Genomic DNA, 25,972 nt, shown 5'->3' with positions numbered 1-25,972 from the left:
CGACGAAGCGTCCGCTGGAGATACGGCAGTTCCCGCTGGATGGAACGCCTACTCGGTGACCTGCAGAGATTCAGCTCGCGAGTGTCGCCACATCGTCGATCGCGTAAGTCGCCCAGGCCCGGGCAGTGACGACCCCAGCGGGATCGGTGGCGACCAGAGCTACGTCGGCCACGCTCTCGTGGTCCTTCTCGTACGTCGCGAGCACTGTCACGGAGCAGTGCAGATCTGTTCCCGTGGAAGTCGCGGTGCAACGTCCGCGGAAGCGTCGTAGTGACGCCGAGCCGTAACGACGAGCAGCGAAATCAGCAAGGGCGGCAACGGAATCGGTTCCGGTGCCCGCTGTCGGGGCTTCCCGGACGAAGACCTCGGCCACCAGATGCCCGGTCTGGTCGTGGTATTCGGTGATCCGCTCGAGTGTCGAACTCAGCGCCCTCACGGATCCGGTGAGCAGTGCGCCTGGATCGGGGCGTCCGAAGAACACGACGTCCTGCTCGACGACGGCCCCGTCGGGTGCCGAGCGCACGGTGCCGTACAACGAGTCGAAATCGGAGAGGAGCGTGGTGGCAGTACGCGGAGCAGTTGCCGTGAAGTGGGCGGTACCGAGGTTGGTAGTCATGACACTCTCCGTTGGACGCGACCGAGACGCTGTCGTCTCGGTGGGTACATCGACGCTAACCACCGCTCTCGCGGGTGACGACGGGCTTCCCGCTGATCGGGAGCATTCTCGGATTCGATCGAAGAGGTGGAACCTGTTCCAGTTTTGTGCAATTCTGGATATCGTATCCGTGACCGGGAGCACATCTCGATGACTGCACGCGCCGAGCAGAAGGAAGACCAGATGACAGACGAGTTCGCTGACCTGCACCGACCGGTATACGGTCCGGACCTGCTCATCACCGCTCTGGAACGCAATCACGACAAGCCCGCGCTGTACCTCGGCGACGTGATCCTCACCGGCGGTCAGATGCGCGATCAGATCAGCTGCTTCGCCCAGGCGCTCGCGTCTTTGGGAATCACTCAGGGCACCAGCACCGCGATGCTGTCGAAGAATCGCCCCGAGGTTCTGATCAGTATGGGCGCGACCATGATCACCGGCTGCCGGGCGAGCGCCTTGAACCCGATGGGATCGCTCGACGACCACAAGTACATCGTCGACGACGCCGAGATCGAGACGCTGATCTTCGATCCCAATGCCTTCGAAGAGCGTGCCGCCGAGTTGAAGGCGTCGTCACCCTCGTTGACCAACGTGCTCTCGATGGGGCCGTCCGAGGTGGGAATCGACATCCTCGCGCTGGCTGCCACGTTCGAGCCCGCGCCGCTGAAGGCAGCGCACGTCGACGCCGAAGACGCCAGCAGCATGGTTTACACCGGTGGAACGACCGGCAAGCCCAAAGGTGTTGTCGGATCCTTCCGTTCGGGTGCTGCGCTCAATCAGATCCAGATGTCGGAGTGGCAGTGGCCCGAGGACAACCGCTTCCTCATCTGCACGCCACTCTCACACGCAGGTGCAGCGTTCTTCATCCCGACCTTGCTGCGCGGCGGTGCGTTGATCGTCCTGCCTGCCTTCGAGCCAGGTGCTGTGCTCGAAGCGATCGAGAAGCACAAGATCACGGCAACCATGTTGGTGCCCACCATGATCTACATGCTCATGGACCACCCCGATCTGCCCAAGCGGGACGTCTCGAGTTTGCAGACGCTGTTTTACGGAGCGTCCGCGATGTCTCCCGCCAGACTGCAGGAGGGCATCAAGAAGTTCGGTCAGATCTTCTTCCAGTTCTACGGTCAGACCGAGTGCGGCATGACTATTTCGGTGCTGCGCAAGGAAGAACACCTCGCCGACGATCCGGCCCGCCTCGCCACGTGTGGGCGTCCGGTGCCGTGGCTCGACGTCCGGTTGCTCGACGACGACCTCAACGAGGTGCCGCAGGGAGAACTCGGTGAGATCTGCGTCCGTGGCCCGCTGATCATGAAGGGCTACTGGAAGAAGCCGGCCGAAACCGCTGAGGCGTTCCGGGGTGGTTGGCTGCACACCGGCGACATCGCGCGCAAGGACAAGGACGGGTTCATGTCCATCGTCGATCGCAAGAAGGACATGATCGTGACCGGTGGTTTCAACGTGTTCCCCCGCGAAATCGAAGACGTGATCTCGGCGCACCCGTCCGTCGCGTCGGTGGCGGTAGTCGGTGTGCCGGACGACAAGTGGGGCGAAGCCGTCAAGGCCTGTGTCGTACTTCGTGCCGGACTGACCGTCGACACCGAGGAACTGGTCGACAAGGTGAAGGCGGCCAAGGGTTCGGTTCACGCTCCCAAGAGCATCGACTTCGTGGATTCCCTTCCGCTGACACCGCTGGGCAAGCTGGACAAGAAGGCGCTGCGTGCGCGGTACTGGGAGACCAGCGCCCGCGCGGTCTAGGAACCAGCGTCGGGTAGCGAAGGGTCAGCGTTTCCAGACGTAACGACGTTCCGGGCGGCCCACCACTCCGTATTTCAGCGAAGTGGTGGACCGCCCGGTTTCGTAGAGGTATTCGAGGTAGCGCCTCGCGCTCGCGCGTGAGATGCCGACCCTCTCGGAAATATCTGTGGCCGAGGCGGGTTCGGTTTCGTCTCGTAGTGCTGCCTCGACCAGCTGAAGGGTCTCAGGACTGAGTCCTTTGGGCAAACCTTTGTGGGACGACGCCCCGGGCGCGCCACCTGCCACACCGAAGGCCTCGTCCACTGCTGTCTGTTCTGCTTCGCCGGAGCTGTCGAGATTCGCATATGTCGATCGGTACCGCTCGAGACGCTCACGGAGAACCTCGAACGTGAAGGGCTTCATCAGGTAATGCACGACGCCGCTGCGCAGCGCTTTCTTGACCGAGCCGGCCTCACGCTCACTAGTGATGACAAGAACATCCAGCTCCGGTGCCAGCTCGCGAAACGGGGCGATCAGATCGAGTCCGGTGGTGCCGGGCAGGTGGACGTCGAGAAGAACCAGGTCGGGTTGCAACTCACCGACTGCGGCCAGCGCGGTCTCGGCCGAATGGGCAACGCCGCACACTTCGAAACCGTCTATCCGCGAGACGAATCCGCTGTGCACCTTCGCCACCATGAAGTCGTCGTCGACCACCAGTACCCGGATCATGCGCCCTCTCCGTCGTGTAGGACTGCGCTGAAGACAGTCCACTCGATGTCCTCTGCCGAACGAGTGCTCACGGTGACGTCGCCGCCCCGCCGACGACACGTCAGGCGCACCAGCGCCAAACCGAAACCGTGTCCGTCGCTCGATTGTCCCTTGGTGCTCCAGCCCTGGCCGAACACCCTGTCGCGATTCTCCGGCGCGATACCGGGGCCGGCGTCCTCGACCCGAACTTCGACCGCGGTGCCACGGCCCCGAATCGACAACCGAACCTTGCGGCGCGAGGCTTCCGGCATCTCGCCGACGGCGTCGACGGCATTGTCGACGAGGTTTCCGACCACTGTCACGAGATCTCGTCCGAGTCTGCGGTCCACCGGTTCCAGATGCGTGTCCGCCGCCAGCTCGACCGTGACCAACCCCTGTGCAGCGGCGCCTATCTTGGCGATCACGAGTGCGGCGGTGCCGACGTCGGCGATCTTCTCGGTCACGGTCGCGCTGACCTGCGCGCGCTCCATGGTCAGACCCTCGACGTAGCCGACCACCTCGTCATACTCGCCGAGCTGGATGAGGCCGGAGATGGTGTGCAGTTGATTGTCGAACTCGTGGATGTGGGCGCGTAGTGCGTCGGTGCTGGTTTTGGTCACGTCGAGTTCTTCTTCCACGGAGCGCAATTCGGTGCGGTCGCGGAAAGTGGTGACCGACCCGATGGTGCGGCCTTTCGATTCGATCAAGACGGTGTTGAGGACGAGCAGGCGATCGCCGACAAGAACCAACTGATCGGATTCGGTTGTGCCGGAGGTCAGTACACTCTGGAGGCGGTCGTCGAGACCGAGGTCCCGCACCGATCTACCGGCGCTGCCGCGTGGGATGTCGAGGAGTTGGTGGGCACTGTCGCTCATCAGCACCACCTTTCCCTGCGCGTCGAATGCGATGACGCCTTCCTTGAGACCGCGCAGCATTGCTTCACGTTGGCGAACCAGGTCCAGGATCTCGCCGGCTTCCATGCCGAGGGTTTGCCGTTTTACCCTGCGGGCCAACAGGATCGACCCGACGCCGCCGAGAAGGGATGCCACCGCGAGGTATACCAGGAGATTCGGTGCAGACTGCAGCAGCCGTGTCCAGATCGAGGGGTACTCGATGCCGACGATCGCGGTTCCGGTAATCGCTCCTTCGCTGCCGAGAATCGGAACGTGCGCCTCCACGGCCTTGCCGGAGGGCGTGTCGACCAAACCCGTCCACGACCGATCCTCCGTCTGACGTGCGTCGATGCCGACATCACCGGGACGCGTCGAAATGACGACACTGCCGTCGGCGTCGGCAAGCGAGACGTAGGTGACGCCCGAGATGGCGCGTACCGAGTCGACCGAACCTTGTAGTCCGGAGCGGAGACGGGTCTGCGCCTGGGGGAGTAGCTCGCGTACTGCCGGATTGGCTGCGAGCGATTCCGCTGCCGAGAGTGCGCGACGTCCCTCCTCGCGTTGGAAACTCGCGGACGACTGTGCGAGGGAGAGGGCGGTGACGCACACGAGAACTGCAACGACGATCAGAAGTTGCAGTTCGAGAAGTTGTGTCGCCAGAGTGTGCCGGCGGCGAAACAGTCGGGCAAACAGAGACGACTTGCTCTCTCGCTCCGCCTGCTCGTTTCCTGAGGACACCAGCCAGACCCTAGCCTTCAGTTCGATGCCGGGAAAGTGGCCGTTCGTGAGCACAATGAGCACAAATCAATTTGCTTTCCCAATGGTGACCCCAGTCACAAAGTGCGTCAGTATGAAACCTGTTCACACATCGGTACCGGCAGACAAGGACGAAGCCATGAGCACATCGAAGCGGCTGAGCAGGCATATCGCCCTGCTCGGTGCCTGCGCGATGACTCTCGTGCTCTCGACCGGATGCACTCCGGTCGAGTCCTTCTTCGCCGGTGGCCGAGCGGGTGAGAGTTCCGAAGAACTGCGCGTACTGGTGCCCTCGGTGGCCGGTGGTGGTTACGACCTGACCGCCCGGACCATGGTGCAAGCACTGGCCGACGAAGGGACCGTCGACGCCGACGTCGTTGTGCTGCCCGGATCGGGCGGCATCGTCGGACTCAACCGGTTGGCTCTCGAAAGCGGGAATCCCGACCTACTCATGGTCATGGGGCTCGGAGTTCTCGGTTCGCTCGAGATACTGCCGTCCGAGCACACACTTGCCGACGTGACACCGATTGCGAGACTCGTCGAAGAACCGGAAGCGCTACTGGTTCCAGCAGATTCACCGTACAAAACTCTCGCCGATCTGACGCAGGCCTGGGTGGCGGATCCGTCGTCGATCTCGATCGGCGGTGGTTCGAGTGAAGGTGGACCGGACGGGTTGTTCCGCCTTCTGTTCGCACGGGCGGTCGGCGTCGATCCGTCGCGCTCCCCGTACCGCATCTACGACGGCGGCGGCGAACTGCTTCCCGCACTGCTCACGAGGCAGGTCGACGTAGCCGCCACCGGTATCGGTGAATACCTCGATCAAATTGCGGCAGGCACGGTTCGGGTCCTTGCGGTCAGTTCGCCGGCCCGTACCCCGGCGGTGGATGCGCCCACGATGGCGGAGTCTGGCGTCGACGTCACGTTCACCAATTGGCGGGGTCTCATGGCGCCGCCGGGCCTGACGGACGATCAGCGTCAGCACTTGCAGAATTTGGTGCGGGATCTGGCGGCAAGCCCGCGCTGGAACGAGCTGTCTCGCCGAAACGGTTGGAACAGTGCAGTTCTCACCGAACCCGAGTTCTCCGCATTCCTCATCGATCAATCCCGGTTCGTCGACGCAACACTCGATCCGCCCGGCATCAACTGAGCACTACCGAAGTTTCGTTTCACCTCCACGAAGGTCACCGGCTCGATTTGCCGTGCCGTTTTTCTCGGCAATTCAGCACTAAAGGAGTTCATCATGCTCGTCACACTCGGCTTCCTCATGGTTGCGGTGTTCATGTTCCTGATTCTCACCAAACGCGCGACCCCGGTGGTGGGACTGACTCTGGTTCCGGTGGCCTTCGGACTACTTGCCGGGGCCGGCCTCGGAATCGGCGACATGATCACCGACGGCATCAAGTCGCTCGCACCCACCGCGGCGCTGTTGTTCTTCGCGATCATCTTCTTCGGAATCATGATCGACGTCGGCCTCTTCGATCCGCTGGTCAAGCTCATCCTGCGGATGGTGCGAGACGATCCGATGAGGCTCGTGGTCGGAACCGCAGTGCTCGCGATGGTGGTCTCGCTGGACGGAGACGGTTCGACGACCTTCATCATCGTGACCTCGGCGCTGCTTCCGCTCTACCTCAAACTCGGTGTCAGTCCCGTCGTTCTGACGGTGATCGCCGGCCTGTCCAACGCGACGATGAACATCATTCCGTGGGGCGGCCCGACCGTCCGGGCCGCGAGCGCGCTGGGACTCTCACCCTCCGACGTGTTCGTGCCGATGGTGCCGTCGTTGATCGTCGGCCTGATCATGGTGCTCGGATTCGCGATTCACCTCGGGATCATGGAGCGCCGCAGGATCGGGACTTTGGTCCTGACTTCTGAGCGCATCCTCGAAAAGGTCGGAAACGGTGGAAGTTCCAGCACCGGTAGCGCCGGCACCGGCGGCTCGAACGACTCCGAGGACGACGGCGGCGACACCGGACGATTCATCGACGGCCTCGACCCCAAGCGGGACACCTTGCGGCCGAAATTGCTCTGGTTCAACGCTGCGCTGACGACGATCCTTCTCGTCGTACTCGTGATGGACATCCTGCCCATCCCGGTGCTGTTCATGATCGCGTCGTCGATCGCCCTCGCGGTGAACTTCCCGGCGGTCAAGGATCAGGGTGAAGCAATCGCACGCCATTCGTCGAGCATCGTCTCGGTGGTCGCGATGGTGCTGGCAGCAGCGGTGCTGACCGGCGTTTTCCAGGGAACCGGCATGGTCGAGGCGATGGCAGAATGGCTGCTGCAGGTCATCCCCGACGCGATGGGCCCGCACCTCGCCGTCATCACGGGCGTCCTGAGTATCCCGCTCACGTTCTTCATGACCAACGACGCGTTCTACTTCGGTGTGCTGCCGGTGCTGTCCGAGACTGCAGCGCAGTACGGCATCGAGCCGGTGGAGATGGCGCGCGCCTCGATCACCGGGCAGGCCGTGCACATGCAGAGCCCGCTGGTCCCGGCGATCCTGCTACTGGTCACACTCGCCGGTGTTTCTCTGGCGGATCACCACAAGAAGGTTCTGTGGCGAGCGGGCCTGATCTCGATCACGATGCTCGTGGTCGGCGTCGGATTGGGGCAGATCCCCTTCTGAGCGCGATCAGTTGTGGAAGGGGCACCGGCCTTGGTCGGTGCCCTTCTTCTTTTTTGTCACGAAATTGGGCCGGATGTCGAGATCGGGCTCGTCGTACAGGCGGTGGAACGTCGGCGTGAGCGAGCTGGACATGGGCGGGTTCACCCATGACCAGTCGGTCGGGCACTTGCGCCCGGCCTTGTCCTCACGCGCGATGTGATCGATGAATTGCTTTGCGACAGTGTGATGGTCGACCATGATGACGCCGGCCTTGCGGTAGCTGTGGATAACTGCACGGTTCAGTTCGACCAGTGCGCGGTCCTTCCAGAGCGTGCGGTCGTGGCTCATGTCGAGCTCCATCATCGCTCCGATGGTGGGCAACATGTTGTAGCGATCGGTGTCGCTGAAGTTGCGTGCGCCTACCTCGGTGCTGACGTACCAACCACTGAACGGCGTGCAGGGATAAACGATTCCGCCGATGTCGAGGTTCATGTCCGAGACCGCAGGGACGGCATGCCATTTAAGCCCCAGATCAGCGAACCAGCTGTATTCGGGATGCTCGATCTCGACCTCGAGAATCAGGTCGGTCGGGACGTCGAAGTACTGCAGGGGTTCGTCGGGAACCGAAATCAGTACGGGGAGAACGTCGAACGGCGTACCGGCGCCCTTCCACCCCATCGCGGTGACCTGAGCAGTCAGATCGACGTGCCACGGGTCGCCCAGAATGGTGCCGTCAGGCTGCCGGTAGCCGGCGTAGCGGATCAGTTGCGGGCTGAGGATTCGGTACTCCTGACCGTCCTCGCGGGGGAGTGGTCCGACCGTCACGACCGACTGCAGAGCGCCGCCGTTGGTCGACAGTCGCAGGTGCTCCCAGCATGCTTCGGCGAGAGCGGAAGCCGTGACGGCATCGCGCGCGTCGATGAGTTTGAGGGTCCGCCAATGCGCGCGACCGACGCACCTGGCGTGGTTTCGCCACGCGAGTTTGGCGCCGACGAGCAATTCCTCCGCTGTGTGCGTGTAGGTGCCGGTCCGATGGAGTTCACGCAAGGCCTCACGCCGCCGAGACGTCGGGAGGTGGCCCAGTTCCGGAGAGTCGAAAAATTCGACGCACTCGAGTTCCCGACGTTGAAGCTCGGTCAGCGTCGGGGTAGTGGAGGCGATCTGGGACGTAAGCCCGCTATCGGTGGGCAATTCGTCCTGTCGAACAAAATCCACGGCACGACTCCTGTTTGGCTGGTTGAGATTTCGCTGAACGTTAGCTCGGCGATCGAGAGTGTCGAAGCTCTTGTTTATCTTGCACGCAAGAATAAGAAAGGGACGGTCACACCGCGAAATGGGGTCGCATTGTGACACTTGTCCAGAATGATTTACGAGTCAGACATTTGTGACATAAGCTGCAGACGAAATTCCGCGGCGGGTCTTGCCGCGTCTAGTCGGGACGAGGATGAGCGTGGATTCGCAAGCAATCTCTCTGGTCCGGTCGAGCTTCAAATCCGTCGCTGCGGTAGAAGATGGTCCGGAACGGCTCGCCCGTACCTTCTATTCGATCCTGTTCGCTCGATCGCCCGAAACCCGGGAGTTCTTTCCGGCAGCGATGGATGTGCAGCGTGACCGGCTTGTCAGCGCTATCGCTCACGTCGTCGAACGCCTCGACGAGTCCGACGCGATACTCGAGTACCTCGCTCAGCTCGGCCGCGATCACCGTAAGTACGGCGTCACCGACGAGCACTACACGGCAGTCGGCAATGCCTTGATCGAAGCACTCGAGACTTTCGGTGGCGCCGAAATGTGGACAGACGAGGTCGACAGCGCGTGGCGCAACGCGCTCGCGATCATCTCGGCAGCGATGATGGACGCCGCCAACGCGGAAGACGGTCCGCCCGCGTGGAGTGCCACGGTCATCGAATGCCGCCCGGTCATCAAGGGCGTCGCCGTCGTGCGGCTGCAACTCGACCAGACGATGGAGTACCGCGTCGGTCAGTACGTCAGCGTGCAGGTCGCCGCGAGGCCACGGATGTGGCGCTACCTCTCTCCGGCCACGCCGTACGACGGGACCGGAATCCTCGAGTTCCACATCCGCCAGGTCACCGGCGGGTGGGTCAGCCCGGTCATGGTGAACCAGACCGCTGTCGGTGACACCTGGGTGGTCGGTTCGCCCATCGGCGCCTTGGGGATTCCGGAGAACTCCAAGGACCTTTTGATGATCGCGTCGGGAACCGGAGTGGCTCCGCTGCGCGCTCAGATACTCGAGCTGATCCGACGCGGCAACACCCGCAAGGTCCACCTGTTCTACTCCGGACAGCATCCGTGCGATCTCTACGACCTTCCACATCTGTGGAAGCTGGCAGAGAAGTACCCGTGGCTCACGATCATCCCGGTCTCCGAAGAAGACGAGAATCCGTGGTGGCACACCGAAGCGGAGCCACTGCCGCCGATCGGCATGAAGCGGCGCATCGTCGGCAAGGTCGGTAAGGTCGTGACCTCGTTCGGGGACTGGGCGGGCTACGACATCCAGGTCGTCGGCAGCGAATCCATGGTCAACAGCACCAAATTCAGGCTTCGCGCAGTGGGCATCGACGTCGACACCGTTCGCAACGACCCGACGTACTGACCGTCAGTACGGATCGAACTGAATGACCTCGGCCGGCGTTCCGGCCTCGATCAATCGATCACGCGTCGACCGAACCATGGCCGCCGATCCGCACACCAGGACCTGATGTTCGGTGAACGCACCGTACGACGCGACGACGTCGGCGAGCGTGCCTTCGATGAGATGATCGTCGCCGAATCCGATGTCGACGTTCAACCGGTCGAACCATCCGTCGGGCGGGCCGCCGTCGGAGAGATCTTCGACGACAGGAATGGGCTGCAACCACGGAAACTGGTCGGCGAGCAGCCACAGCATGTCCGCCGCATAGAGATCACGAAGCGTTCGGCCACCGAAGAAGAGGTACACCTGCGGCGGGTTCGGGGTCTGAGCCAGATCGAGAATGATCGACCGGAGTGGGGCCAAACCGGTTCCGCCCGCGACCATGATGACGGTGGGGCCGTTCTCGTCGACGGACAGGTTGCCGCGCGGGTCGAGGATCTGCCAGACGTCGCCAGGCTGGGTGTCCTTGACTATCGGACCGCTGACCCAACCGCCGGGAACCGTCTTGACGTGAAACTCCAACTTCCCGTCGTGTGAGGGAGGCAGTGCAGGGGAGAGTCGACGGAGCAACCGCGAATTCTGCGGGACGCTGACGTCGACGTACTGGCCGGGTCGGAACGGGACGACGTCGCCGACAAGACGAACAACCGCCAGATCCTCACGGAGACGGTGATGTTCGACGACTGTGCTCGACCAGGTTCGCTGGGCCATGAAAGTACTCCTGTAGTCAGTAGAGCGGGTCGTGCCGGATCTGGTCGAGCGGAGTTCCGCCGGCACGCAAGGCGTAGACGGTTGTCTTGATCATCGACGGTGACCCCGAGATCTGCACCTGACGGTCGGCCCACGAACCGAACTGCGCGACCACTTTTCCGATCGGTCCGATCAGCCGGCTGTGCATTCCGAACGGTGGTTCGAGCACCGGTCCGTTGTGCCACCAAGGGTTTTCGGGTTCTTCGGAAACCGGTACGACGGTCAACCACGGGTTGCTGAGCGAGATGTGCCAGAGGGTTTCGAGGTCGTACAGATCGCAGGGATAGCGGCCGCCGACGAACAGGTGCACGCGCGGGTTGTGCGCGCGTTGAGACATTTCCATCACCTGTGCCCGCAGTGGAGCGATACCGGTGCCGGACCCGATCATGAGAACGTCACGGTCGCTGGTGAAGTCGACCTCGAGGCCGCCGAGGGGAGTGGACATGACCCAGCGGTCACCGACGTTGGTCTCGCTGACGATCGCGGGGCTGACCCATCCTCCCGACACCTTGCGAATGTGGAACTCGAGCTGACCGAAAGGGTTGGTCGGAATCGCCGGTGAGTAATACCGCCACATTTTCGGGCGCTGGGGAATCTGAACACCTACGTATTGCCCCGCCCCGTACGGAATGGGTGGGTCGGCTTCGAGGCGAACAATCGCCAGATCGTCGAGGACTCGTTCGTGGCTGACCACGGTTGCGCCCCAGAGCGCCGGGGTCGTATCGGATTCGGCGCCGTCGGCCATCGTGCCGACGACGAGGTCGGTGAACTGAGACCAGGCCTCGTCCAGCTCCGGCGTCCACTTGTAGCGGCTGTGCGCGCTCGTGCCGTACATCGACCGAACCGCGCGCTTCAGAGCGACGCCGGCGGCCTCGTAGTGCTCACGCTCGACGCCGTAGCGACGGTGGTCGCGGCCGAGTTGGGTGAGGAACTTCCGGATTCGGCGATGCTGGGGCAGATTCTTCACGACGAACTCGATGGCTCTGAAGAAACGGTGGCCCTGCGATTCCATCCCGGCCGGGAACAATGAGCGGTACAGAGGATGTTCCGCAAAGAGGCCGGTGTAGAACACTGCCGAGAAGTGCGCACGGCTCTCTTCGTCGTCGGTCAGAGAATCGAGGCTGGATTGCAGACGGGCGATCACTGTCGGATCCAATCCATCCCCCTTTCGCACCAGCTGCAACTCTCGCCACAATTCTAGTACGGCTGAAAATGTGACCTACGAAACCAACTCGGCCTGGCGAAAACAAACTTGAGCGGAATAGACTCAAGTTTGTCCGCGTTGAGCATATTGACACAGTCGCAATACCAACCGGTCGCGGCTCTTCCCGTTCGACTTCGCCAGAAAGGTGACAAGTGGACTCGTTCACACCAACAACCAAGACCCAGGCTGCGATGACGGCTGCACTGCAGTCGGCGTCGTCGGCGGGTAACCCCGATATCCGGCCTGCCCATCTGCTGGTCGCATTGCTCGACCAGACCGACGGCATCGCTGCCCCACTACTCAAAGCTGTAGGCGTCGACCCCACGGTCGTACACCGTGAAGCACAGGCAATCGTCGATCGCCTGCCCAAGACAACCGGCGCAAGCTCCACCCCGCAACTCGGGCGTGAGGCACTCGCGGCACTCACTGCTGCTCAGCACCTCGCCACCGAGATGGACGACGAATACGTCTCCACCGAGCACGTCCTCTACGGACTGGCCGGCGGGGACTCCGACGTCGCACAGTTGCTCGTACGGCACGGCGCCACCCAGGACGCATTGCGTGAAGCCTTCACCACCGTCCGCGGCAGCGCTCGCGTCACCAGCCCGGAGCCCGAAGGCACCTACCAAGCGCTGGAAAAGTACTCCACCGACCTCACCGAAGCTGCACGTAGCGGCAAGCTCGACCCGGTGATCGGTCGCGACACCGAGATTCGCCGTGTCGTGCAGGTGCTCTCGCGTCGTACCAAGAACAACCCGGTACTCATCGGTGAGCCCGGCGTCGGCAAGACCGCGATCGTGGAGGGCCTTGCCCAACGCATCGTCGCGGGTGACGTCCCGGAATCGCTGCGAGGCAAGACCGTCGTGTCCCTGGATCTCGGGTCCATGGTCGCCGGTGCCAAGTTCCGCGGTGAATTCGAAGAACGCCTCAAGGCTGTCCTCGACGACATCAAGAACAGTGCCGGACAGGTCATCACCTTCATCGACGAGTTGCACACCATCGTCGGCGCCGGAGCCACCGGTGAATCCGCGATGGACGCAGGCAACATGATCAAGCCGATGCTCGCCCGTGGTGAGCTGCGGCTGGTCGGTGCGACCACACTCGAGGAGTACCGCAAGTACATCGAGAAGGACGCAGCACTCGAGCGTCGTTTCCAGCAGGTGCTCGTCGGTGAGCCCTCGGTCGAGGACACCATCGGTATCCTGCGCGGCCTCAAAGAGCGCTACGAGGTGCACCACGGCGTGCGCATCACCGACTCCGCGTTGGTGGCGGCTGCCGCGCTGTCGGACCGCTACATCACGTCGCGGTTCCTGCCGGACAAGGCCATCGACCTCGTGGACGAAGCCGCATCGCGACTTCGTATGGAGATCGACTCGCGTCCCGTCGAGATCGACGAGGTGGAACGCACGGTTCGCCGACTCGAAATCGAAGAAGTGGCACTCGAGAAGGAAACCGACGACGCGTCCAAGGCGCGGCTCGAGAAGCTGCGTCAGGAACTCGCGGACGACCGCGAAAAGCTCAATCAGCTCAGCACCCGCTGGCAGAACGAAAAGCAGGCCATCGACTCGGTGCGCGTGCTGAAGGAACAGCTCGAAACCCTGCGAGGAGAGTCCGAACGCGCTGAGCGTGACGGCGATCTGGGCAAGGCAGCCGAGTTGCGCTACGGCCGTATCCCGGCGCTCGAGAAGGAACTGGAAGAGGCAGCAGCCGCTTCCGGAGCTGCCTCCGACGGTGACGTGATGCTCAAGGAAGAGGTCGGGCCCGACGACGTCGCAGACGTGGTCGCAGCCTGGACCGGAATCCCCGCCGGCCGGATGATGGAAGGCGAAACCGAGAAGCTGCTCCGCATGGAGTCCGAACTCGGCAAGCGCGTCGTCGGCCAGACCGACGCCGTCGTCGCCGTCTCGGATGCGGTTCGCCGCGCCCGAGCAGGTGTCGCCGACCCCAATCGGCCCACCGGTTCCTTCCTGTTCCTCGGCCCGACCGGCGTCGGTAAGACGGAGCTCGCCAAAGCCTTGGCGGACTTCCTCTTCGACGACGAGCGCGCGATGATCCGCATCGACATGAGCGAATACGGTGAGAAGCACTCGGTGGCCCGACTCGTCGGTGCTCCTCCGGGATACGTCGGCTATGAAGCCGGTGGCCAGCTCACCGAAGCAGTTCGACGACGCCCGTACTCGGTGGTCCTCTTCGACGAGGTCGAGAAGGCACACCCCGACGTGTTCGACGTCTTGCTCGCAGTACTCGACGAAGGCCGACTGACCGACGGTCAAGGCCGCACGGTGGACTTCCGCAACACCATCTTGATCCTGACCTCCAACCTGGGATCCGGAGGCACGCGGGAGCAGGTCATGGATGCGGTACGCCACGCGTTCAAGCCGGAGTTCATCAACCGTCTCGACGACGTGGTCATCTTCGACTCGCTCTCCGAGGAGCAGTTGGAGCACATCGTGGACATCCAGCTCGAGCAGTTGCAGAAGCGTCTGGCTGCGCGTCGTCTCACCCTCGAGGTGAACGGTGCGGCTCGGATGTGGCTCGCAGTGCGCGGCTACGACCCGCTGTACGGCGCTCGGCCATTGCGTCGACTCGTTCAGCAGTCGATCGGCGACCAGCTCGCCAAGCTGCTCCTGGCCGGCAAGGTCCAGGACGGCGACACCGTGCACGTCGGTGTCAGCGAGGACGCGGATCAGTTGGTTCTCTCCTGATTCGGTAAGCGGAATGCCCCGTCGATCCACTTGGATCGGCGGGGCATTCGCATTTTGTTCTACCCTGGATGGCTGGATGCTCGAACCGGGGACGAGTGCACCCGCGCCTCTCCGAACGACTCCGACGCTCTTTCGTCCCAACCGAAGGTGAGCCAGGCATGACCGATCAGAACGATCCGCGTAACTCGGGTGGGCCGCGCCGTGAGGATCCCGAGGCGACCGAGGTGTGGGGGCGTACGCCCGACCAGCCGACGGAGCAGTACGGGACGGTGTCCGGCCAGAATCCGAACCAGCCGACGGAGTATTTCGGTCAGCCGCCGGGGGCACAGCAGTATCCGGGGGCACAGCAGTATCCCTACGGCGGACCGGATCAGAACACGGAGTACTTGGGGCAGCAGGGGCAGCAGCCGAATCCCACTCAGGCGTTCCCTGCCTACAACCCGCAGTTCGATCCGCAGGCGCCGCCGCCTGGTGCGACGCAGGCCTATCCGCCGTACACCGCTCAGCAGTACGGGAACCCGGATCAGTACGGGAACACGCAGCAGTACGGAAATACACAGCAGTATCCGGTTGCCGGTGGTGGCGGTGGAGTTCCGCCGGAACAGCCGTTCATCGACGATGGATCGTCGGGCGGCGGTAAGAAGCGCAAGCTCGCGACGTGGGTGGCCGCCGGTGTGGTCGGGATCCTGGTCGCCGTGATCGCGATCATCGCGTTCTCGGCGTTCGGCTCGAACGACAAGGGCACCCAGACCGCTTTCGTTCCCCCGACCACCACGACGCAGGCGCCCACCACGACACCGCCGAAGGCCAGCACCACGGCGCCGACTCCGACGACGGATTCTCCGCTCAGCCAGCTTCCAGGCGGGCTCGGCGAAGTCATCGGTGACGCCGGGGGAGCCGTCGGCACCGTGAAGTCGAACGACGGCGGCACGTTGGTCATCGATTCGATCGGGGGTTCGCAGGTGACGATTCTGACCACCGCGGACACCACGCTCATCGCGCTCAACCGCGCCACCATCGCCGATCTGCAACCGGGAGACAACATCGTCGTCGACGGAACGCCGGTGGAGAACGGCACGATGACCGCCAACACGATTCTGAGTACGTCGCTGCCGAAGTTCGGCAACTGAGTCGTTCACGACACATCGGGCGAGCCCACCAGGGTGTCGCGGGAGGTTGAGGCCGCGAGTCGCTACCCTGGAGGGTGATGACTGGAATGTGGTTCGGACTGGCAGCAATTGCACTCGCAGGCGCGGGTGCGCTTCTGTACGTCGACAGGACGAGGCGAGATCAATCCGGGCGAGTGCGTCAGATCTGGGCCAAGGCGCAGGGTTACACGTACACGGCCACTGACGATCAGCTGGCAGGCGAATGGCACCGCGCGGTCATGGCCAAGCAGGACTACCTCACTGCTACCGACGTCGTCCGCGGCCGCCGTCGCGGAGAGCAGTTCGTGCTGTTCGACCTGGAGGAGACCGCAACCATCGTGGCTGTTCGCCGCGAGATCGGGTCGGACGTCGACATCGACCTTCGGTTGAAGTCGACGGCTCCGCCCAAGGACGGCGACCTGAACCTGTTGGGTGCGATCGGTTCACGAGTCGTCTTCGCGACCGATCTCGAGATCGCACGTCGTGTCTGTGATCAGCGCATGGTGGCGTTCACCGAATCGGTTCCGCCGTCGATCAGCATGCTGTGGAGCGAAGGGCAGTGGACGCTCGGTTCGCTTCCGGTGACCAGTAACGGCCGGGACTGGGACGCGGCAATCGAGTCGGTTGCGCGCCTGTCCGGCATTCTGCATGTCCTGCCTCCCGTCACCGATCCCAACGAACTCGAGGTCGATCACGATCCGAGCCGCCCGCGGCCGGGCGCCGAGAAGTCTCGCCCAACTCCGGATCCGGTAGAACAGCCCCGTTCGCGTCAAGAGCAGCCGCCCCGTGACGCTCCGCCGCGTGAATTTGCCCCGCGTGAGTCCGCACCGCGTGAGCCCGCACCGCGGGAATCTGCGCCACGTCCGGATCAATCGCTGCGCAAGCCCGAGGCGGCTGACAAGCCGGCTCAGCGCCCGGCGTCGCAGCGCTCGGGCACAATTCGCCCGGTCGACTGACCTTTAAGGTTCCCGTCCAGGCGCGATAACCACTAGCGTGGCCGGTATGTCGACTTCCCACTCGGATCGCCCTGTGCGTCCCGTTGCCCTGGTGACCGGACCCACCTCTGGTCTCGGCGCCGGTTTCGCCAAGAAATACGCCTCCCTCGGATACGACCTGGTTCTCGTCGCACGTGACGAGGTCAGATTGCACGACCTCGCGTCCGAGTTGAAGACGATGTTCGGCACCGAGTCGGAGATTCTGGTTGCCGATCTCGCATCGGAGGCCGGACGCGACACGGTCGCGCTTCGTTTGGAGAAGGGCGTCGAGGTGTTGGTGAACAACGCCGGATTCGGTACCTCCGGCGAGTTCTGGACCGCCGATCCGGCGCTTCTTCAGTCTCAACTCGACGTCAACGTCACCGCCGTGATGCGGCTGACCCGTGCGGCGCTGCCCAGCATGATCGCGTCGGCGCACGGAACGATTGTCAACGTGGCGAGCGTCGCGGGCCTGCTGTCCGGGCGGGGTTCGACGTATTCGGCAAGCAAGGCCTATGTCATCTCGTTCACCGAAGGGCTGTCCGGCGGGTTGGCCGGGACGGGAGTGCGCGTGCAGGCGCTGTGCCCGGGCTTCATTCGCACCGAGTTCCACGAGCGCGCGGGCATCGAGATGTCCACGATCCCCAAGCCGATGTGGCTGAGCGTCGACCAGGTGGTTGCGGCGTCGATGAAGGATCTCGGTGACGACAAGGTCATCAGTATTCCGGGATTCCAGTACAAGGTCCTCACGACGGCCGGGCGTCTCGTTCCCAAGGGGCTGGTTCGCCGGCTGACCAACATCGTCGGACGTGGCCGCGGGCGGACGTAGCCCAGAGGCGGAAGCCGGACGTAGCCCAGAGGCGGAAGCCGGACGTAGCCCAGAGGCAGAAGCCGAACACAAGGCAGTGGTCGGTAGGCTGAGCACTCATGAGCGATCGTGAGGATTTGGCTGCGCTGGTGCGCGAATTGGCTGTTGTACACGGAAAGGTGACGTTGTCCTCGGGCAAGGAAGCCGATTACTACGTCGACCTTCGCCGCGCGACACTTCACCACAAGGCAGCGCCGCTGATCGGCTCGCTGCTGCGTGAACTGGTCGCGGACTGGGATTTCGACGCCGTCGGCGGTTTGACGATGGGCGCCGATCCGGTTGCTATGGCGGTGATGCACGCTCCCGGCCGACCGATCGATGCGTTTGTCGTCCGCAAGGCCGCGAAGGCCCACGGGATGCAGCGCCAGATCGAGGGCCCGGACATCGTGGGCAAGCGTGTCCTGGTTGTCGAGGACACGACCACGACGGGCAATTCGCCGTTGACAGCAGTGAAGGCCCTGCGCGAGGCAGGGGCCACCGTGGTCGGAGTCGCTACGGTCGTCGATCGCGCGACGGGTGCGGATGCGGTGATCGGTGCCGAGGGCGTCGAGTACCGCTCGCTGCTGGGCCTGGAAGATCTGAACCTGAGCTGACGCCCCGTGAGTGGTTAAGGAGTCCCTGCGCTCCTCAACCACTCACAGGGGTCAGTCGCCTACGGTGACGGCGAGTGCTTCGTCGACGCTGTGCGGCGCGGGATCGTGGTCGTCGACGTGAGCGAGAACCTTACGTCCGCTCGACAGGACGAATACGGCGGCGAGGGTGAGCACCGCGCCGACCCAGAACGGCATGTGGACGTTGGATTCGCCGAGCTTGCCGGCTACCCACGGAGCAGCGGCGCCGCCGACGAATCGAACGAAGCTGTAAGCAGCCGAGGCGGTCGACCGCTCCACGGGAGCTGAGATCATGACGGTTTCGGTGATGAGTGTGTTGTTCACGCCGAGGAACAAACCGGCGAGGACGACACCGACGATCAATACGATCTTGTTCTCGGTGAACAGCGCCATCATGCCCAGGTCGAGTGCGAACAGGGTCAGTGCCAGCATCATCATCGGCAGGGTGCCGAAGCGTCGTTGCAGGCGAGGGGCGAGGAAAACCGACGAGATCGCCAGCATCAGGCCCCAACCGAAGAAGATGAATCCGATCGGGTACGCCCCCATGTCGAGGGGGAACGGCGTGTACGCGAGCAGCGTGAAGAATCCGTAGTTGTAGAGCAGCGCGGTGATGGCAACGGTGAGTAGCCCGCGGTGCCGCAACGCCTGGAAGGGCGCAGCGATGGATGTGTGGTGTTCGGGCTTGGGTGCGCTCGGAAGCATCACGACGATGAGAATGAAGGCGACCGCCATCAGGGCTGCGACGCCGAAGAACGGTGCGCGCCAGCTGATGTCACCGAGAACTCCGCCGACCAGCGGTCCGACTGCGATACCGATTCCCAGTGCAGCCTCGTACAGGATGATCGCCCGTGCCACGCCGCCGCTGGCCGCGCCGACGATTGCCGCGAGCGCCGTTGCGATGAACAGTGCATTGCCGAGTCCCCAGCCCGCACGGAATCCGACGATCTGGCCGATGGTGCTGGAAGCGCCTGCCAGAGAAGCGAACACGATGATGATGGCAAGGCCTGCAAGAAGTGTTTTCTTGGCGCCGATGCGGCTGGACACCACACCGGTGATGAGCATGGCCACGCCGGTGACGAGCATGTAGCTGGTGAACAGCAGCGAAACCTGCGACGGTGTGGCGTCGAGTTGTTCGCCGATCGGTTTGAGGATCGGATCGACCAATCCGATGCCCATGAAGGCGATGACGCTGGCAAAGGCTACCGCCCACACCGCTTTCGGTTGTTTCAGGAGGCTCGGCGGAGCCTCGTTCTGGTGCGTTGATGTCGCGGTCGTGTTGCTCACGGCCACCTCCTTTTTCAGTGGTGGGTGTTTCAGCTGGGATCGGAAGTCTTGATGATGGACCGCAATTCGGCCAATCCGTCGGCCAGTTTCTTGATCTGCTCGGGCCCGAGTTCGACGAAGTGGGGGACTAGAGCGTCGGCGATCTCGTTTCGGCCGTCGTTCAAGATCTTTCGTCCCTTGTCCGTCATGGCCACTCGAACTGCCCGGGCGTCCTCGGGGTCGGCGCGGCGTTCGACGTAACCGTTCTCGCCGAGTTTGCGCAGTAGTGCAGTGGCAGAGGGCTGCGAGCTTCTGTCGAGTCGAGCGAAGTCGCTGATCCGCATTTCGCCGTATTCCTCGAGTAGCGAGAGTGCGCGCAGCCAGGCGCGTGGGTACTGATCGGACGCGAAGGAGCCTGCCAGCTTCGCGAAGCGGTGCGTATTGCTCACGAGGTCGACGAGTAGTTCGTGCAGTTGCTGTTCTTCGTCTGTCACGAAGAATATTATTGCATAGGTTAACTATGTAAATCAACGAGTCCGTGGAAGGTGGTCCGTCACGGCGGTGGCTACCAGCGACGGCACATCGAGGTCGGGTGCGACGAGTGCGAGGCTTCGATTTGCCGCCAGCACTGCGATGCCGTGGGTTCCGGTCCAGATGTTCAACGCAGATGTGGTGGGATCGGAGGCGTCGGCCTCTTCGGTCAGGGATTGCAGGGCGGCGAAGAGCGGGAGTGAACACTCTCGGAGGTTGCTGCCTGCGCCCTCGAGGAGGTCGTGGCGAAACATCAACTCGAACATCGCCGGTCGCTCCTGGGCGAATGACACGTATTCGATTGCTGCCGAGATCAATCGGCTACGAGCGGGTTGTTTGCCGGCGAGGACGGGATCGAGTCTGTCGGCGAGATCGCGCAGGCCGTATGAGGCAATTGCGGCTAGCAGGCTGTTGTGGGTCGGAAAGTATCTCCGCGGGGCGCCGTGCGACACGCCCGCCCGACGCGCTATCTCCCGTAGCGTCAGTTCTGTGGCGCCGTCGGCATCGAGAATCTCGACGCCGGTGGCGACGAGTGTTTCGCGAAGGCTGCTGACAGTCATGGAAGACAGTGTCTACTATTCTCGTCGTAGACACTGTCTACTGGACGGAAAAGGTGATGCCCTGTGCTCTATTGGCTGTTCAAATACGTCCTGATCGGCCCGGTCCTCTGGCTGTTCGGGCGGCCGACGATCGAGGGTCAGCACCACATCCCCAAGAAAGGGCCGGTGATTCTCGCCGGCAACCATCGGGCAGTCGTCGACTCGTTCTTCCTGGTTCTCATGGTGCGCCGACGCATCACCTTCGTCGCGAAGAGTGAATATTTCACCGGGACCGGTGTGAAGGGCGCGATGCAGCGCTGGTTCTTCGGTGGGGCCGGTCAGGTGCCGATCGACCGTAGCGGCGCCGACGCCTCCCGTGCGGCGTTGGACACGGCCATCGGGATTCTCGACAAGGGTGGTGTCTGGGGGATCTACCCCGAGGGAACACGATCACCCGACGGTTGCCTGTACAAGGGAAAGACCGGAGCGATTCGAGTCGCCTTGGAAACCGGGGCGCCGGTCATTCCCGTCGTCGTACACGGCGGCGACGCAGTCAACCCGCCGGGTACGCGGATGTGGCGCTTCAGCAAGGTCCGGATCACGGTAGGGGAGCCGATCGACTTCTCTCGGTACCGCGAACTTCGTGGCTACCAGGCCGTCGTGCGTGCGGCGACGGACGAATTGATGGCAGTGCTCTGTGACCAGTCGGGGCAGGAATACGTCGATGTCTACGGCGCGGACGTCAAATCCGGCGATGCCGCCTGAGTGACACAGTACGGTCGCTGTTGGACGTGTAACCAACAGGAGGATTGTGATGGCGGGCAAGTGGGGCATCGAGCACGCAGTTTTTGCGGCGGCGACGGCAGCGACAGTGGTCGGGGCAGTAGTCGGTAACGAGCGGGTTCAGCAGATCGCGAAGCCGTTGATCGCACCCGCTCTGGCCGCCCGAGTGCTGCGCAAGCGCTCGGAGACGGAAACTGCCGATACCGCACTGCTTCTGGCCGGTCTCGCCGCTGCAACTGTCGGCGACGTGTTCATGATCGACCCGGACAACGATGCTCGTCTGATCAAGGGCGCGTCCTCGTTCGCGGTGATGCAGGCCAGTTACTCGGCGCTCCTGCTGCGGCGCGGCGCTCGGCCGACCCGCGCTGCCCTGCGGCCCCGCATCAGCGGTTGGTCGACGGCGTCCGGACTGCTCCGTGCCAAGGCCCCGAGCGTGTCGACGCCGCTCACCGGATACGGATTGATGTTGGGAACCACCTCGACGTTGTCGGCGGACCCCGCTCTGGCACCGCAGTCCAAGGCCGTGCTCGACGTGGTCGTCCCGAACAAGGATCGACGCTCCTGGCTCGGATTGGGCGGAGTGCTCTTCACCGCATCCGACGGACTGATCGTGGTGCGTCGTCTGTTCATCCGCGGGACCGCCGGCCGCGCTGCTGCCGAGGGTGTGATCCTGGCGTCGTACGCGGGAGCGCAGCTGATGCTGGTGGAGGGCATGTTGGCGCTGGGGCGCAAGAAGAGCGTCTAGTCTTTCACGGGCACAGCATGATTCGGTCTCGGTTCTTCGGGTCCACCATGACGGTGACCGTGGATCCGGGAGTGATCTTGTCTTTGTACTCGGGTCGGATCTCGTACTCGATCCGGCCCGAGTACGAATCGGAACCTGGAACCGTGAGGTGGAGTGCGAGCTTGGCCAATTCGCCGTCGACGGTTCGGCGCAGGGGTGTGACGGTGTCGATTCGTGCCCACCCTTCGAGGCCGTGCTTTTCGAGTTTGCGCTCGGCGCGGGTCGGGCGGTTGGCCCATGCCATTCCGAATCCGAGAACCGAGCCGAAAGCGGCGAGCAGCCCGCCGATCTGATAGGGCAGCGTGCCAGGCGGAGTGTGCTCGACCAGCCATCCGAGCCACACGGCGAGCACGATCAGATACCCCACCGCGATGAAACACACGGTGTGTACGACGCGACGGTGATTCATCAGATTTCCTCCACATCCAGGATAGCCTGACCGGATGAGCGAACCGAACGTCTTCATCACCGGTGCTGCGGCTGGAATCGGGCGGGAGACGTCGCTGTTGTTCGCGCGCAACGGATACCGCGTCGGCGCGTTCGACATCGACGACGCCGGCCTTGCCTCCTTGAAGGCCGAGATCGACGGTTTCGGCGGCAGTGTCGTGACGGGTGTCCTGGATGTCACCGATCCGGCGGGATGGGCGCAGTGTCTGGCCGATTTTGCCGGGGAGTCCGGGCGTCTGGACATCCTGATCAACAATGCGGGCGTGCTCTCCTCGGGACGGTTCGAGGATATTTCTCTTGCGGCGCATCGCCGAATGGTCGACATCAACATCACCGGCACCCTCAACGGCACGCACACGGCTTTCCCGTACCTTCGCGATACCGTCGGCGCTCAGGTGGTCAATCTGTGCTCCGCTTCGGCGATCTACGGCCAGCCCGAACTGGCGACGTACGGTGCAACCAAGTTCGCGATCCGCGGCCTGACCGAGGCGCTCGATCTGGAATGGGCACAGCACGACATCCGTGTTCTCGCGCTCTGGCCGTTGTTCGTCCAGACCGCGATGGTCACTGGAATGGACACCGGAGCCACCAGATCGTTGGGTATCAAGCTGACTGCAACCGACGTCGCGCAGGAACTGTGGGCGGCCACACGCGGCGCCGGACGGATGCACAAGGTTCACTACCCGGTCGGAACTCAGGCGAAGCTCTTCCTCAGCGCGTCGCGCTTCTCGCCCGCGTGGCTCTCACGGCTGATGAACAAGCGCGTCACCAGCACTTAGTCGACCACACGATAGAGTGCACTGTCGGCTGTTGCTGGGCCAAGATGACGTGTGTGGAGGTAGTCGGGTGGTTCGTGTTCGGGTGGGGTTCGTCTTGTTGGGCGTCGGGTCGGCGCTCGTGCTCGCAGGGTGCAGCGGGGAGGCGGATTCAGCGCCGACCGTAGCGGCCCAGCCCAGTTCGTCCACCACTACCGCAGTGCCGACGACAACCACCACCGTCGCGCCCGTCGTCCCCACGACCACCGAACCACCGACCACGACGCTGCCACCGACGACGACACTCACGGACGTGCAGTTCGAGCGCAACGAGTCGTACTACTTCACCACTCCCGACGGAAACTTCCAGTGCGGCATCATCAAGTTGCCCACCAGAATCGAAGCCGGGTGCGAGGGAACGACCACTCCCGTTCCGCCGCGGCCGGAGAGCTGCATGGTCAACTGGGGCAACGGTATTCGCGTCACCGACGAGGGTGAGGGTGCTTTCATGTGTTCGGGCGGAGAGGTGTACACCTCTGGCGGCCCCGACGCCGATCCGGTGTTGGCGGCCGGTCAACCGCTGAGCAAACTGGGTTTCACCTGTACGACCACCGCGACAGACGTCTCGTGTGTCAACGATCAGACCACCCACGGCTTCACCGTGGCTGCAGATTCCAACGAGGTGTTCTGATGACCGAAGTCGCAGCCGACGAGGTGTCCGGCGGAGCCGGTGAACCGGGACCCACCGAGTGGGGCGAGAACCCCAACGGCGTCGGACCCTGGGCCGAGGAGCACGACACGGAACCGCCGACCGACGCGCGCTACGACCCGGTACTTCTGGCCGAGGGTGATCGTCGAAACGTCTTGGACGAGTATCGGTACTGGACGCGGGAAGCGATAGTCGCGGATATCGACTCACGCCGTCACACGATGCATGTCGCCATCGAGAACTTCGCGCACGACGCCAACATCGGCACGGTGGTCCGCACGGCCAACGCGTTTGCCGCGGCCGCGGTCCACATCGTGGGGCGTCGGCGCTGGAATCGGCGGGGCGCCATGGTGACCGATCGATACCAACACATCGTTCACCACGCAGACATCGGCGAACTCGTCGAGTACGCCCGTGAGAATTCACTCACGATCGTGGCCGTCGACAACACCCCGGGGTCGGTGCCGCTGGAAACGGCAAGCCTGCCGCGGGAGTGCATCCTGCTGTTCGGTCAAGAAGGCCCCGGAGTGACCGATCATGCGAAAGAGGTTGCGTCCATGACGGTCTCGATCGCACAATTCGGTTCGACTCGCAGCATCAACGCCGGTGTCGCGGCCGGCATCGCGATGCACGCGTGGGTACGTGAGCATGCCGATCTCGCCGATTCCCGCTGATCTCGCTCGCGAATTCCGGCTAGCGTGTAGCGCCTCGACCAGACAGGATAGGTAGTTATGCAGGAAGTGTGGGCAGAGCGGGCCGATGCGGCTGAGGGCGCGATAGTCAGTCGTCACCTTCGGCGCCTGTGGGGAATGCCCCGGACAGCACTCGGCGTGGTTGCCTGGCCTGCTGTTCGACGCGAGCGGATGTTCAAGCCGTGGCACTACTGGTGGCAAGCGCACCTGCTCGATACTGCGATCGACGCACTCGAACGTGACCCGACCCCCAAGCGTCGTCGCCGGGTCGCGAAGGTTGCCCGCAGTGTGCGGGTCCGCAACGTCTCGGCGTGGACCAACAACTACTACGACGACATGGCGTGGCTGGGCCTCTCGCTCGAACGTGCGCAACGCATGTTCTCGGTCGATCACCGAACCGCGGTTCAGGCGCTCGAATCGCAACTCTTCGATTCGTGGTCCCCGGCCGACGGCGGCGGTATTCCGTGGTGCAAAGGCTCCGATTTCTACAACACACCGGCAAACGGACCCGCCGGAATCATGCTGGCGCGCACCGGAAAACTCTGGCGTGCGCAGGCAACGGCCGACTGGATCGACGAGACACTGCGGGATCCGGACTCCGGACTGATCTTCGACGGTATCCGCCGCGACGGCACCCTCGAGCGCGCGATCTATTCGTACTGTCAAGGCGTCACGCTGGGGTTGGAAACCGAGTTGTCGACGCGATTGGGCGAACCGCGCCACCGCGAGCGAGTCCACAAACTCGTCGACGCGGTGTACGACGGCATGACCGAGTACGGAGTCATCACGGGCGGTGGCGGAGGCGACGGCGGACTGTTCAACGCAATCCTGGCTCGCTACCTCGCGTTCGTGGTGGTGAACCTGTCCTGGGAGACTCACGAGGACCTGCGAGCGCGCGAACTCGCAGCGCAGATCGTTCTCTCCTCCGCGGAAGCTGCCTGGAACAACAGACTGCAGATCGAAGGCCTGCCGCTGTTCGGGCACGACTGGACCAAGGATGCTCAGTTGCCGAGTCTGTCCGGCGACATCGCCACCTTCGCCGCCGGAACGGTGCGCTCGTCGAGCGTGCCCGAGCGAGACCTCTCGGTGCAGGTAGGTGGGTGGATGCTCATGGAGGCGGCATTTGTCGTCTCGGCGGCTGGATACCCGCGTAAGCGTTAGGCTTT

At 63.4% G+C, this 25,972-nt stretch carries 25 protein-coding genes; 15 read left to right on the top strand and 10 right to left on the bottom strand.

What is annotated here, in order from left to right; genetic code table 11:
- Positions 1-70: 70 nt before the first annotated feature.
- Positions 71-616, bottom strand: a complete 546-nt coding sequence (locus QM609_RS12640) for a hypothetical protein (RefSeq protein ID WP_003944299.1) — start codon at positions 614-616, stop codon at positions 71-73.
- Positions 617-838: 222 nt separating this feature from the next.
- On the opposite strand from QM609_RS12640, the gene QM609_RS12635 reads away from it, so the two are divergent.
- Positions 839-2,413, top strand: coding sequence for an AMP-binding protein (locus tag QM609_RS12635; protein WP_031332006.1), 1,575 nt, complete (start codon positions 839-841; stop codon positions 2,411-2,413).
- Between the two features lie 24 nt (positions 2,414-2,437).
- Here the strand turns inward: QM609_RS12635 and QM609_RS12630 are convergent, their stop codons facing one another.
- Both QM609_RS12630 and QM609_RS12625 read right to left on the bottom strand, forming a co-directional pair.
- The gene (locus tag QM609_RS12630) at positions 2,438-3,121 is read right to left on the bottom strand and encodes a response regulator (RefSeq protein ID WP_042452198.1); all 684 of its coding nucleotides are present in this window, start codon (positions 3,119-3,121) and stop codon (positions 2,438-2,440) included.
- A complete protein-coding gene (locus QM609_RS12625; RefSeq protein WP_228232504.1) occupies positions 3,118-4,770 on the bottom strand; it encodes a sensor histidine kinase in 1,653 nt (550 codons plus the stop codon). The genes QM609_RS12630 and QM609_RS12625 overlap by 4 nt, the downstream gene beginning before the upstream one ends.
- A gap of 112 nt (positions 4,771-4,882) precedes the next feature.
- Here QM609_RS12625 and QM609_RS12620 point away from each other — a divergent pair, with 112 nt between their 5' ends.
- The gene (locus QM609_RS12620) at positions 4,883-5,935 is read left to right on the top strand and encodes a Bug family tripartite tricarboxylate transporter substrate binding protein (RefSeq protein WP_083745029.1); all 1,053 of its coding nucleotides are present in this window, start codon (positions 4,883-4,885) and stop codon (positions 5,933-5,935) included.
- 93 nt (positions 5,936-6,028) lie between these two features.
- Positions 6,029-7,414 (top strand): CitMHS family transporter, encoded by a 1,386-nt coding sequence (locus tag QM609_RS12615; RefSeq protein ID WP_003944372.1) that lies wholly within the window; start codon positions 6,029-6,031, stop codon positions 7,412-7,414.
- 6 nt (positions 7,415-7,420) lie between these two features.
- Here the strand turns inward: QM609_RS12615 and QM609_RS12610 are convergent, their stop codons facing one another.
- On the bottom strand, positions 7,421-8,608 hold the full coding sequence (locus tag QM609_RS12610; RefSeq protein WP_082845667.1) for a nitric oxide synthase oxygenase: 1,188 nt from the start codon (positions 8,606-8,608) through the stop codon (positions 7,421-7,423).
- Positions 8,609-8,843: 235 nt separating this feature from the next.
- Between QM609_RS12610 and QM609_RS12605 the strand changes: the two genes are divergently transcribed.
- Positions 8,844-10,004 carry a globin domain-containing protein gene (locus QM609_RS12605; protein ID WP_076948819.1) on the top strand — a complete coding sequence of 387 codons (1,161 nt, stop codon included), beginning with the start codon at positions 8,844-8,846 and terminating at the stop codon, positions 10,002-10,004.
- 3 nt (positions 10,005-10,007) lie between these two features.
- Here the strand turns inward: QM609_RS12605 and QM609_RS12600 are convergent, their stop codons facing one another.
- Positions 10,008-10,754 (bottom strand): FAD-binding oxidoreductase, encoded by a 747-nt coding sequence (locus QM609_RS12600; RefSeq protein WP_076948798.1) that lies wholly within the window; start codon positions 10,752-10,754, stop codon positions 10,008-10,010.
- A 16-nt stretch (positions 10,755-10,770) separates the two neighbouring features.
- Entirely contained in the window at positions 10,771-11,967 is a 1,197-nt protein-coding gene (locus QM609_RS12595; protein ID WP_007726748.1) for an FAD-binding oxidoreductase, read from the bottom strand.
- Positions 11,968-12,149: 182 nt separating this feature from the next.
- Here QM609_RS12595 and clpB point away from each other — a divergent pair, with 182 nt between their 5' ends.
- The 5 genes from clpB to pyrE all read left to right on the top strand — a co-directional run bounded on the left by clpB (position 12,150) and on the right by pyrE (position 18,285).
- Positions 12,150-14,702 carry an ATP-dependent chaperone ClpB gene (gene clpB, locus QM609_RS12590; protein ID WP_007726750.1) on the top strand — a complete coding sequence of 851 codons (2,553 nt, stop codon included), beginning with the start codon at positions 12,150-12,152 and terminating at the stop codon, positions 14,700-14,702.
- Positions 14,703-14,860: 158 nt separating this feature from the next.
- The gene (locus tag QM609_RS12585; protein WP_064688856.1) at positions 14,861-15,832 is read left to right on the top strand and encodes a hypothetical protein; all 972 of its coding nucleotides are present in this window, start codon (positions 14,861-14,863) and stop codon (positions 15,830-15,832) included.
- A gap of 86 nt (positions 15,833-15,918) precedes the next feature.
- The gene (locus QM609_RS12580) at positions 15,919-16,806 is read left to right on the top strand and encodes a TtfA family protein (protein WP_003944407.1); all 888 of its coding nucleotides are present in this window, start codon (positions 15,919-15,921) and stop codon (positions 16,804-16,806) included.
- A 46-nt stretch (positions 16,807-16,852) separates the two neighbouring features.
- Positions 16,853-17,653, top strand: coding sequence for an SDR family NAD(P)-dependent oxidoreductase (locus tag QM609_RS12575; RefSeq protein WP_037131478.1), 801 nt, complete (start codon positions 16,853-16,855; stop codon positions 17,651-17,653).
- A gap of 98 nt (positions 17,654-17,751) precedes the next feature.
- The gene (gene pyrE / locus QM609_RS12570) at positions 17,752-18,285 is read left to right on the top strand and encodes an orotate phosphoribosyltransferase (RefSeq protein ID WP_003944385.1); all 534 of its coding nucleotides are present in this window, start codon (positions 17,752-17,754) and stop codon (positions 18,283-18,285) included.
- Between the two features lie 51 nt (positions 18,286-18,336).
- Here pyrE and QM609_RS12565 read toward each other — a convergent pair whose 3' ends face one another.
- From QM609_RS12565 to QM609_RS12555, 3 genes are read right to left on the bottom strand one after another with little or no spacing between them, the layout of a single operon-like run.
- On the bottom strand, positions 18,337-19,593 hold the full coding sequence (locus QM609_RS12565) for an MFS transporter (RefSeq protein ID WP_003944384.1): 1,257 nt from the start codon (positions 19,591-19,593) through the stop codon (positions 18,337-18,339).
- Positions 19,594-19,616: 23 nt separating this feature from the next.
- Positions 19,617-20,060, bottom strand: a complete 444-nt coding sequence (locus QM609_RS12560; protein ID WP_003944339.1) for a MarR family winged helix-turn-helix transcriptional regulator — start codon at positions 20,058-20,060, stop codon at positions 19,617-19,619.
- A gap of 33 nt (positions 20,061-20,093) precedes the next feature.
- A complete protein-coding gene (locus tag QM609_RS12555; RefSeq protein WP_076948799.1) occupies positions 20,094-20,657 on the bottom strand; it encodes a TetR/AcrR family transcriptional regulator in 564 nt (187 codons plus the stop codon).
- A 63-nt stretch (positions 20,658-20,720) separates the two neighbouring features.
- On the opposite strand from QM609_RS12555, the gene QM609_RS12550 reads away from it, so the two are divergent.
- Both QM609_RS12550 and QM609_RS12545 read left to right on the top strand, forming a co-directional pair.
- The gene (locus QM609_RS12550; protein ID WP_003944312.1) at positions 20,721-21,401 is read left to right on the top strand and encodes a lysophospholipid acyltransferase family protein; all 681 of its coding nucleotides are present in this window, start codon (positions 20,721-20,723) and stop codon (positions 21,399-21,401) included.
- A gap of 49 nt (positions 21,402-21,450) precedes the next feature.
- Positions 21,451-22,164, top strand: a complete 714-nt coding sequence (locus tag QM609_RS12545; RefSeq protein ID WP_007726757.1) for a lysoplasmalogenase — start codon at positions 21,451-21,453, stop codon at positions 22,162-22,164.
- Between the two features lie 4 nt (positions 22,165-22,168).
- Here QM609_RS12545 and QM609_RS12540 read toward each other — a convergent pair whose 3' ends face one another.
- Complete coding sequence (locus tag QM609_RS12540; RefSeq protein ID WP_007726759.1) at positions 22,169-22,612, bottom strand: hypothetical protein; 444 nt, start codon at positions 22,610-22,612, stop codon at positions 22,169-22,171.
- Positions 22,613-22,646: 34 nt separating this feature from the next.
- Here QM609_RS12540 and QM609_RS12535 point away from each other — a divergent pair, with 34 nt between their 5' ends.
- The 4 genes from QM609_RS12535 to QM609_RS12520 all read left to right on the top strand — a co-directional run bounded on the left by QM609_RS12535 (position 22,647) and on the right by QM609_RS12520 (position 25,967).
- A complete protein-coding gene (locus QM609_RS12535) occupies positions 22,647-23,429 on the top strand; it encodes an SDR family oxidoreductase (RefSeq protein ID WP_003944309.1) in 783 nt (260 codons plus the stop codon).
- 67 nt (positions 23,430-23,496) lie between these two features.
- Entirely contained in the window at positions 23,497-24,096 is a 600-nt protein-coding gene (locus tag QM609_RS12530; protein ID WP_003944380.1) for a DUF6636 domain-containing protein, read from the top strand.
- Positions 24,096-24,788, top strand: coding sequence for a TrmH family RNA methyltransferase (locus tag QM609_RS12525; protein WP_063314838.1), 693 nt, complete (start codon positions 24,096-24,098; stop codon positions 24,786-24,788). Before QM609_RS12530 ends, QM609_RS12525 begins: the two co-directional genes overlap by 1 nt.
- 57 nt (positions 24,789-24,845) lie before the next feature.
- Positions 24,846-25,967 carry a glycoside hydrolase family 76 protein gene (locus QM609_RS12520; RefSeq protein ID WP_003944321.1) on the top strand — a complete coding sequence of 374 codons (1,122 nt, stop codon included), beginning with the start codon at positions 24,846-24,848 and terminating at the stop codon, positions 25,965-25,967.
- The last annotated feature ends 5 nt before the right edge of the window (positions 25,968-25,972 follow it).

This window comes from Rhodococcus sp. IEGM 1302 (assembly GCF_030056935.1).
In the GTDB taxonomy this organism is placed as follows: Bacteria; Actinomycetota; Actinomycetes; order Mycobacteriales; family Mycobacteriaceae; genus Rhodococcus_F; species Rhodococcus_F qingshengii.
This window is presented reverse-complemented; position numbering and strand designations above follow the sequence as displayed.

Excerpts from the sequence above, each read along its gene's own strand:
- QM609_RS12575 (WP_037131478.1), top strand. The coding sequence starts at position 16,853 with ATGTCGACTTCCCACTCGGATCGCCCTGTGCGTCCCGTTGCCCTGGTG.
- QM609_RS12545 (WP_007726757.1), top strand. The coding sequence starts at position 21,451 with ATGGCGGGCAAGTGGGGCATCGAGCACGCAGTTTTTGCGGCGGCGACG.
- QM609_RS12615 (WP_003944372.1), top strand. The coding sequence starts at position 6,029 with ATGCTCGTCACACTCGGCTTCCTCATGGTTGCGGTGTTCATGTTCCTG.
- QM609_RS12525 (WP_063314838.1), top strand. The coding sequence starts at position 24,096 with ATGACCGAAGTCGCAGCCGACGAGGTGTCCGGCGGAGCCGGTGAACCG.
- QM609_RS12585 (WP_064688856.1), top strand. The coding sequence starts at position 14,861 with ATGACCGATCAGAACGATCCGCGTAACTCGGGTGGGCCGCGCCGTGAG.
- QM609_RS12600 (WP_076948798.1), bottom strand. The coding sequence starts at position 10,754 with ATGGCCCAGCGAACCTGGTCGAGCACAGTCGTCGAACATCACCGTCTC.
- QM609_RS12535 (WP_003944309.1), top strand. The coding sequence starts at position 22,647 with ATGAGCGAACCGAACGTCTTCATCACCGGTGCTGCGGCTGGAATCGGG.
- QM609_RS12555 (WP_076948799.1), bottom strand. The coding sequence starts at position 20,657 with ATGACTGTCAGCAGCCTTCGCGAAACACTCGTCGCCACCGGCGTCGAG.
- QM609_RS12630 (WP_042452198.1), bottom strand. The coding sequence starts at position 3,121 with ATGATCCGGGTACTGGTGGTCGACGACGACTTCATGGTGGCGAAGGTG.
- QM609_RS12620 (WP_083745029.1), top strand. The coding sequence starts at position 4,883 with ATGAAACCTGTTCACACATCGGTACCGGCAGACAAGGACGAAGCCATG.
- QM609_RS12640 (WP_003944299.1), bottom strand. The coding sequence starts at position 616 with ATGACTACCAACCTCGGTACCGCCCACTTCACGGCAACTGCTCCGCGT.
- pyrE (WP_003944385.1), top strand. The coding sequence starts at position 17,752 with ATGAGCGATCGTGAGGATTTGGCTGCGCTGGTGCGCGAATTGGCTGTT.
- QM609_RS12635 (WP_031332006.1), top strand. The coding sequence starts at position 839 with ATGACAGACGAGTTCGCTGACCTGCACCGACCGGTATACGGTCCGGAC.
- QM609_RS12580 (WP_003944407.1), top strand. The coding sequence starts at position 15,919 with ATGTGGTTCGGACTGGCAGCAATTGCACTCGCAGGCGCGGGTGCGCTT.
- QM609_RS12520 (WP_003944321.1), top strand. The coding sequence starts at position 24,846 with ATGCAGGAAGTGTGGGCAGAGCGGGCCGATGCGGCTGAGGGCGCGATA.
- QM609_RS12540 (WP_007726759.1), bottom strand. The coding sequence starts at position 22,612 with ATGAATCACCGTCGCGTCGTACACACCGTGTGTTTCATCGCGGTGGGG.